The organism is Halanaerobium sp., from assembly GCF_003070835.1.
This window is the reverse complement of record NZ_QBLR01000159.1, coordinates 1-7,717: the sequence shown is the minus strand read 5'-3', so window position 1 is coordinate 7,717 and position 7,717 is coordinate 1. Positions and strand designations below refer to the sequence as shown.

7 protein-coding genes are annotated in these 7,717 nt (G+C 36.4%); all 7 read left to right on the top strand.

Annotation, left to right across the window (positions count from 1 at the left end; all coding sequences use genetic code 11):
* Window positions 1–116 precede the first annotated feature (116 nt).
* The 7 genes from deoD to CI949_RS13845 all read left to right on the top strand — a co-directional run bounded on the left by deoD (window position 117) and on the right by CI949_RS13845 (window position 7,496).
* Entirely contained in the window at window positions 117–818 is a 702-nt protein-coding gene (deoD, locus tag CI949_RS13875; protein ID WP_290767396.1) for a purine-nucleoside phosphorylase, read from the top strand.
* A 202-nt stretch (window positions 819–1,020) separates the two neighbouring features.
* Window positions 1,021–1,650, top strand: coding sequence for a hemolysin III family protein (locus CI949_RS13870; protein ID WP_108142149.1), 630 nt, complete (start codon window positions 1,021–1,023; stop codon window positions 1,648–1,650).
* 22 nt (window positions 1,651–1,672) lie between these two features.
* On the top strand, window positions 1,673–1,981 hold the full coding sequence (locus CI949_RS13865; RefSeq protein ID WP_108142151.1) for a PTS lactose/cellobiose transporter subunit IIA: 309 nt from the start codon (window positions 1,673–1,675) through the stop codon (window positions 1,979–1,981).
* Window positions 1,982–2,139: 158 nt separating this feature from the next.
* Window positions 2,140–3,465 (top strand): pyruvate carboxylase subunit B, encoded by a 1,326-nt coding sequence (locus tag CI949_RS13860; protein ID WP_290767393.1) that lies wholly within the window; start codon window positions 2,140–2,142, stop codon window positions 3,463–3,465.
* Window positions 3,466–3,608: 143 nt separating this feature from the next.
* Window positions 3,609–5,876: a glycoside hydrolase family 3 protein gene (locus CI949_RS13855; protein ID WP_290767391.1), complete on the top strand. Its 2,268-nt coding sequence runs from the start codon at window positions 3,609–3,611 to the stop codon at window positions 5,874–5,876.
* Between the two features lie 126 nt (window positions 5,877–6,002).
* On the top strand, window positions 6,003–6,371 hold the full coding sequence (locus CI949_RS13850; protein ID WP_133530734.1) for a VOC family protein: 369 nt from the start codon (window positions 6,003–6,005) through the stop codon (window positions 6,369–6,371).
* Between the two features lie 159 nt (window positions 6,372–6,530).
* Complete coding sequence (locus CI949_RS13845) at window positions 6,531–7,496, top strand: YafY family protein (protein WP_133530735.1); 966 nt, start codon at window positions 6,531–6,533, stop codon at window positions 7,494–7,496.
* Window positions 7,497–7,717: the final 221 nt, after the last annotated feature.

Below are 7,717 nucleotides of genomic sequence, written 5' to 3'. Positions count from 1 at the left end.
CAAAAATTAATATTTATGTCTTAAGTTTCTGTTTTTCTAATTCAAAGAAATATGAAAAACTGCGAATAAGCGAGTATTAAAGAGATAAACTTAATTTATAGAGGGAGGTTATACTTATGAGTGTACACATTGGTGCAAAAAAAGGCGAAATTGCAGAAACAATTCTGCTGCCTGGAGATCCACTGAGAGCTAAATTTATTGCAGAAAACTATTTAGAAGATGTAAAACAATATAATGATGTTAGAGGAATGTATGGATTTACAGGAACTTATAAAGGGAAAAGAGTTTCAACTCAGGGTACTGGTATGGGAATGCCCTCTCTTTCAATTTATGTCAACGAATTAATTAGAGATTATGGTGTCAAAAATTTAATTAGAGTTGGCTCCTGTGGGTCCTTTAATGAAGAAGCTAAAGTAAGAGATGTGATTTTAGCTAAGGCTGCCTGCAGTAATTCCAATCTTAACAAAATGCGTTTTGATGGTAAAGATTTTGCGGCAGCAGCCAGCTTCAAACTTTTATCAAAGGCCTATCAGGTAGCTGAAGAAAAAGGTACAGATGTTAAAGTAGGTACCATTTTAAGTTCAGATGCTTTTTATAATGATGACTCTGAAGCCTGGAAAAAGTGGAAAGAATATGGAGTTTTAGGTGTAGAGATGGAATCAGCTGAGCTATTTACTCTGGCAGCTAAGTATGGAGTAGATGCATTAAGTATTTTAACTGTTAGTGATTCATTAGTAACTGGAGAAGAAACTACTTCTGAAGAAAGAGAAAAGACCTTTACTGATATGATGGAGATTGCACTTGAGTTAGCTGAATAAATAAATTTAAATAAGCATATCAATAAAAAATTGGGGCTGCCGGTTTAAGATTAATAACTGGCAGTTTTTCTATTTATAATGATATTTTAATAAATTAATGTTATAATAAAACTAGAAAATCCTGAGATTGTAATCAATTTAGCTGAAAATTTATTCTTGAGTGTTACAATCAATTTAAAGTAGAGAGAATGGAGGTTTTAAGATGAGAAAAGATGAACAGGTTTCCTTTTATTCTCATTTTGTTGGTTTTATTTTAGCATTAATTGGGCTGGTATTTTTAATTTTTAGAGCCTTAGAAAGCCCGGATAAAATTATTGTTGCTGCCGTTTATGGTCTCTCAGTAGCATTTTTATTTCTGGCAAGCTCCTTATACCATGCCTTTAAAAAAGAAGATGATGAACAGTCTATCTGGCGCAAGCTAGATCACTTTGCGATTTTTGTAATGATCGCCGGTTCTTATACTCCGGTTGCTTACCTTTATTTAGAAGGTTGGCTGAAGTGGACAATTATTGCAGTTCAGTGGGGACTGGTTTTAGGCGGTTTTTTTCTGAAGTTTATGTACTTTAAAACCCCCAGGATTTTATATACTATAGTTTATCTATTAATGGGCTGGGTTGGTATTTTCGCCTTTCATCAGTTATTTATGACAATGCCCACAGCCAATTTAGTCTTAATGTTCGCAGGAGGCTTATCATTTACTGCTGGAGCAGTATTCTATATACTTAAAAAGCCAGATTTGAGCCCTAATTTTGGTTTTCATGAGATATTCCATTTCTTTATTTTAGCTGGTGGAATCCTGCACTACTTAATGGTTTTTATAGCTCTGGGCTAATAGTTGATCAAGGAGGATATTGATGGAACTGGAAGAGAATTTAATTGAAATTATTTCTTTAAGTGGAGAAGTAAAAAAGAAGTTTTTAAAAGCTGTTAAACATGCGAAAAACAATGAACCTGAAGAGGCAGAAGATGTCTTTAATGAGGCAGATGATCAATTGATTAAAGCCCACCTCAAACAGACAGAACTTATTAACAAAGAAGCTGGTGGAGAGAAATTAGAAAGCAGTCTGCTGCTTACTCACGCTCAGGATCATTTAATGACAGCAATTTTACTTAAAGATATGGCAAAAGAATTTATGGATTTATATCAGCGGCTTGAAGACTGATATTTATTCAAATTAAAATTTAATTGACTCACTTAAAGGCAGTTCTCCGGAGCTGTCTTTTTTCTTTTTTAAAGGAAAAGCAGCCCAGCTTATCGAACTAATTATTAGGAAGTAATTTAAACTTAATATTTATAAAAAATAAATCAGGCGGTGATCAGATGTCAGTTAAATTTACCGAAACAGTTTTAAGAGATGGTCAGCAGTCTTTGATTGCAACCCGATTAAAGATTGAAGATATTATACCAGTTTTAGCAGATCTTGATCAGGTGGGCTACCATGCTTTAGAAGTCTGGGGTGGAGCAACTTTTGACAGCTGTATGCGCTTTTTAAATGAAGACCCCTGGGAGCGGCTGTGCAGGATAAGAAAAGGAGTTAAAAAGACAAAACTGCAGATGCTTTTAAGAGGCCAGAATATTTTAGGATATAAGCATTATCCTGATGATGTATTAGAGCGGTTTATCAAAAAATCAGTTGAAAACGGAATTGATATTATTAGAATTTTTGATGCGCTAAATGATATTAGAAATATGGAAAAAGCAGTTGAATTTACAAAAAAATACGGTGCAGAAGCTCAGGGCTCAATCGTCTATACCACAAGCCCAATCCACAGCAGTGAGAGTTTTGTCAAAAAGGCTAAAGAGCTTTCAAAAAAGGGAATAGATTCTCTCTGTATTAAAGATATGGCAGGTTTATTAACACCTTTTAAAGCCTATGATCTGGTAAAAAAATTAAAATCAGAAATTGAGATTCCAGTAGAAATTCACAGCCACAACACTGCTGGTTTTGCTTTTATGACCTATTTAAAAGCTATAGAGGCTGGAGTTGATATTATTGATACGGCAATTTCTGCCTTTAGTTCGGGAACAGCTCAGCCAACTACAGAAACACTGGCCGCTGTCTTAAATGACAGTCAGTTTGATACTGATCTTAATCTGGATTCTTTGGAGAAAATAGGAGATTATTTTAGGGAAGTCAGAGAAAATTACAGAGATTATCTTGGTTCCTATGAGGTTGATCCCAGAATCATTCGAAACCAGCTGCCCGGCGGAATGCTCTCCAATCTGCGCAATCAGCTGCAGGAACAGAATCAGCTTGACCGCTATCAGGAAATCTTAGAGGAAATTCCTAAAGTCAGAAAAGACCTGGGCTACCCACCTCTGGTAACACCGACCAGCCAGATTGTTGGAACTCAGGCAGTCTTTAATGTTGTGACAGGTAAAAAATACAGCTTTGTCTCCAAAGAATTCAAAAATTATCTGCGGGGAATGTATGGCAGTCCTCCCGGAGAAATCAATCCTGAATTAATTGAAAATATTATATCTAAGGATCAGGTGATTACAAATCGTCCGGCTGATAACCTTGAGCCGGTATATGAGAAAGCTGCAGCAGAAATTAAAGATCTCAGCCAGAAAGAAGAGGATATTCTTTCCTGTATTCTTTTTCCAGAAGTGGCAGAAAAATTTTTACAAGATCAGCATAGTTAATAAATTTAGTTTTTAAGCTGACTAAAATTTTAATTAGAATTTAATCGTAAATAATGAAGGTAAATAAATCGTTTTCGCGAATATATTTAATAGAGAAAATTTAAGATTTAAATTATTTCAAATATCTGAAAGGGGAATTTACTTTGACTCAAAAAATAAAGGATTTACTTAAGAAAATGACAGTTGAAGAAAAAGCCGAAATCTGTTCTGGAGCCAGCAGATGGAGAACACATTCGATTGATAGGCTTGAGATACCAGAAATCATGATGGCAGACGGGCCCCATGGTTTAAGAAAAGAACCGAAAGAGAAAGAAAGTGCATCAATGGGGGAAAGTGTTGAAGCAATCTGCTTTCCAACTGCTTCAGCTTTAGCCTGCTCCTGGGATAGAGATTTGATGAGCAGAATGGGAGAAGCTTTAGGAGAAGAAAGTCAGACGGAAGATGTCAATATACTTTTAGGACCTGGAGTTAACATTAAGCGCTCTCCCCTCTGTGGAAGAAATTTTGAGTACTTTTCTGAAGATCCACTTTTAGCTTCAGAACTGGCTGCAAATTATGTTAAGGGTGTTCAGAGTATGGGAGTTGGGACTTCACTCAAGCATTTTGCCGCTAATAATCAGGAACACAGACGCCTGACAGTTGATGCTCAAATTGATGAGCGGACTTTAAGAGAAATTTACTTATCAGCATTCGAAAAAGTTGTTAAAGAAGCCCAGCCCTGGACAGTAATGTGTGCTTATAATCAGGTCAATGGAACTCACGCTTCTGAAAATAAATACTTATTAACAGATGTTCTCAAAGAAGAATGGGGACACGAAGGTTTTGTTGTTTCTGACTGGGGTGCTGTAAATTACAGAGATAAGGGAATTGCAGCTGGTTTAGAACTTGAGATGCCTTCCAGTCATGGAGACGGTAAAAAGGCAATTGTAGAAGCTGTAGAAAACGGCAGCTTAAGTGAAGAGAGCTTAGATAGAGCTGCAGAGAGAATGCTGAAAATCATCTTTAAGGCTGTAGAAAATGATCGTGATGATTTAAACTACAGTAAAGATGAGCACCATCAATTAGCGAGAGAAATTGCTGCTGATTCAATGGTTTTACTTAAAAATGAAGAGAGTATACTGCCTTTAGCTGAAGATGAAAAGCTTGGAGTTGTCGGTTCTTTTGCCAAAAAGCCGCGTTTTCAGGGTGGGGGAAGTTCTAATATTAATCCCTATCAGGTAGATAATGCTTATGCTGAACTTGAAAAATATACAGATCAAAAATTAGCTTATGCCGAAGGCTATTCACTTGAAAGTGATGAAGATGATGTTAAATTAATTGCTAAGGCCAAAGAGCTGGCTGAAAAGGTAGATAAAGTAATAATCTTTGCTGGACTGCCGGACCGCTACGAATCTGAGGGTTATGACCGGGATACTCTGGAGATACCTCCAAATCAGAATCGTTTAATCGAAGAGGTGGCAGAAGTAAATAAAAATGCGATAGTGGTACTGAGCAATGGCTCTCCAATCACTATGCCCTGGTTAAATAATGTTAAAGGTGTCTTAGAAGGATATCTAACCGGTCAGGCTGGCGGAGGTGCTGCAGCCGACATATTATTTGGACATGTTAATCCATCCGGAAAACTGGCCGAAACCTTTCCGCAAAAATTAAGTGACAATCCTTCTTATTTATTCTTCCCGGGAGAAAAAGATAAGGTGGAGTACAGAGAAGGAATTTTTGTCGGTTACCGCTATTATGACAGTAAAGAAATTGAGCCACTTTTCCCCTTCGGTTATGGTCTAAGCTACACTGACTTTGAATACAGTGACTTAAAAATTAAGAAAAATGAAATCACAGACCAGGAGACTTTAAATTTAAGTCTAAAAGTTAAAAATACTGGCGATATCTATGGTAAAGAGATCATTCAGCTTTATGTATCTGATCCAGAAAGCACTGTAATTAAGCCGGAAAAGGAATTAAAAGAATTTGCCAAGGTAGAATTAGAACCCGGCCAGGAAAAAATAGTTGAGTTTGAGTTAGCTAAAAGAGCCTTTGCTTATTATAATACTGAAATTGATGACTGGTATGTAGAAAGTGGAGAATACGATATTTTAGTTGGAGCTTCTTCCAGAGATATTAGATTAAAAGAAACAGTCAGGGTAGAATCCACTGTTGAGCTGCCCTATGAGTACACAATTAATACCAATGTCGGTGATATTCTGGCTGACCCGGAAGCAGAAGAAGTTTTCAACGAGCTGCTCAGTGAATATTTAGAGGGTACAGATCTCTTCGAAATGCTCGGCGGCAGAAAGAGCGAGATGATGGAAGCAATGTTAAAGTACATGCCTTTAAGAGCACTGGTTATGTTTTCAGAAGGTGCAGTCAACCGGAAGCAGGTTGAAGAAATTGTTGAAAAGTTAAATAGGAGCTAGGTACCGGGTACTTAGAAATAATTGGAAATTAAATCTGGGGTCATTAACTTTTTAGTTGGTGGCCCTTTAATTTGATTTAAATTGAAAATATAATTAATTATCAAGTAAGAATAGGAGAGTGGAATAATGAGCTATTTGTGGACAACTATTAAGGTTAAAGATTTAGAAGAGTCGATTGAATTTTATCAGCAGATTGTGGGGCTTAAGCTGCAGCGGAGATTTGAAGCCGGCCCTGAGCGAGAAATTGCATTTTTAGCGGCTGCTGCAGGGGAGACTGAAGTTGAGTTAATTGCTGACCAGGGAAAAGAAGATATTGAGATCGGACAGGATATCTCACTTGGCTTTGAAATTGAATCAGTATCTGAAAAAATGAAATTCCTGCAGGAAAAGGGAGTTGAAGTTGTAAGCGGACCCATTGCTCCCAATCCGGAGATTGAATTCTTTTATGTGCTTGATCCAAATGGAGTAAAAATACAGTTTGTAGAAAACAAATAGTTTTAAAATTTGGAGTCTGCTGATTAATTTCAGCCGGCTTTTTTCTTTTTTAAAGGATTGTTCTTTTCGATCACGAAATAATTATATAAGGAAAATAAAGTATTGAGTGTTAATATTTGCGACATAAATTGACAAAATATTTAGATAAGGGGTGGACTGATGGCAGATAAAAACAGGATTTTTCGGATTATAAAAACAATTATGCTTTTAAATGAACCTTATAAGCACTGGGAGGCTAAAGATTTTGCGGAGTATTTTGAGGTCTCAGAAAGAACTTTCCACCGGGATAAAAGGGTGATGGAGGAGCTGGGAGTTCCAATTTATTATGATAACCACCTCAAGGAATACAAGATTCTGGATAATTTCCGTTTTAAAGCTCCAAATTTGGATCAAAAAGAAACTGAGGCAGTTCTGCTGGCAGCTAAAGAATATCAAAACCGCAGTTTTCCAATGAAAAAGGAACTTGAATCAGGACTGGCCAAAGTCTATAATTCCCTGCCTGAATTTTTAAAAAGCAGTATGGGCAGCTATATTAAAAATTATGAGATTATTTCTGATCCCTTTGTTGAGCTTGAGGAACACCAGCATAAATTTGATAAGTTAAAGAAAGCAATTAATGAGGAAAAAAGGATTGACGTTGATTATTATTCAATGAGCAGCAACCAGACAACTGAAAGAAAACTTGATCCTTATAATTTGTTTTTCAATAATGGAGCCCCCTATCTCTATGCCTATTGTCATCTGCGGGAGGAAAAAAGAATTTTCAGGATAGACAGGATTAAGGAAATTCAACTAACAGCAGAAACTTATAAGCTGCCTGCTGACTTTTCTCTGGCAGAAGAACTTGATAATGCCTGGGGTGTTGAACAGGGCAAAGAGGAGATGGAAGTAGAAGTTAAATTTAGCGGCCGAGCAGCCCGCTTTGTGCCTGAATACCACTGGAGTGACAAGCAAGAGATTAATAGCATTAGTGAGAATGAAATTATATTTAAGGTTAAAACTGGCAGCCGGGAAGAGATAAAAAAGTGGATCCTGGGTTATGGCTCTGAGGCAGAGGTCCTGCAGCCCGAGGATTTGAGGAAAGAAATAAAGCAGGAAATAGAAAAGATGCTGGAGAATTATTAAAAAACAGGTGTATGCGACAGGACGGTGTCGGTGGGGGATGGTAAGATAAAACTGTGAAATTATTCAATCCTTATTTTAGTGGATTAATTTCACTAATTAAAAACATATTTCAAACTTTATTTTACTAGCAAGATAATTATATCAAAAATTAAAAGAAAAATAAATTATTTGAATATTTTGATTTGAGGTGATATACTTAAATTAACTAAATAATACTTATT

What these genes read in the sequence shown, in the direction of transcription:
- CI949_RS13870 (WP_108142149.1), top strand. Translation starts at nt 1,021, where the DNA reads ATGAGAAAAGATGAACAGGTTTCCTTTTATTCTCATTTTGTTGGTTTT.
- deoD (WP_290767396.1), top strand. Translation starts at nt 117, where the DNA reads ATGAGTGTACACATTGGTGCAAAAAAAGGCGAAATTGCAGAAACAATT.
- CI949_RS13850 (WP_133530734.1), top strand. Translation starts at nt 6,003, where the DNA reads ATGAGCTATTTGTGGACAACTATTAAGGTTAAAGATTTAGAAGAGTCG.
- CI949_RS13845 (WP_133530735.1), top strand. Translation starts at nt 6,531, where the DNA reads ATGGCAGATAAAAACAGGATTTTTCGGATTATAAAAACAATTATGCTT.
- CI949_RS13865 (WP_108142151.1), top strand. Translation starts at nt 1,673, where the DNA reads ATGGAACTGGAAGAGAATTTAATTGAAATTATTTCTTTAAGTGGAGAA.
- CI949_RS13860 (WP_290767393.1), top strand. Translation starts at nt 2,140, where the DNA reads ATGTCAGTTAAATTTACCGAAACAGTTTTAAGAGATGGTCAGCAGTCT.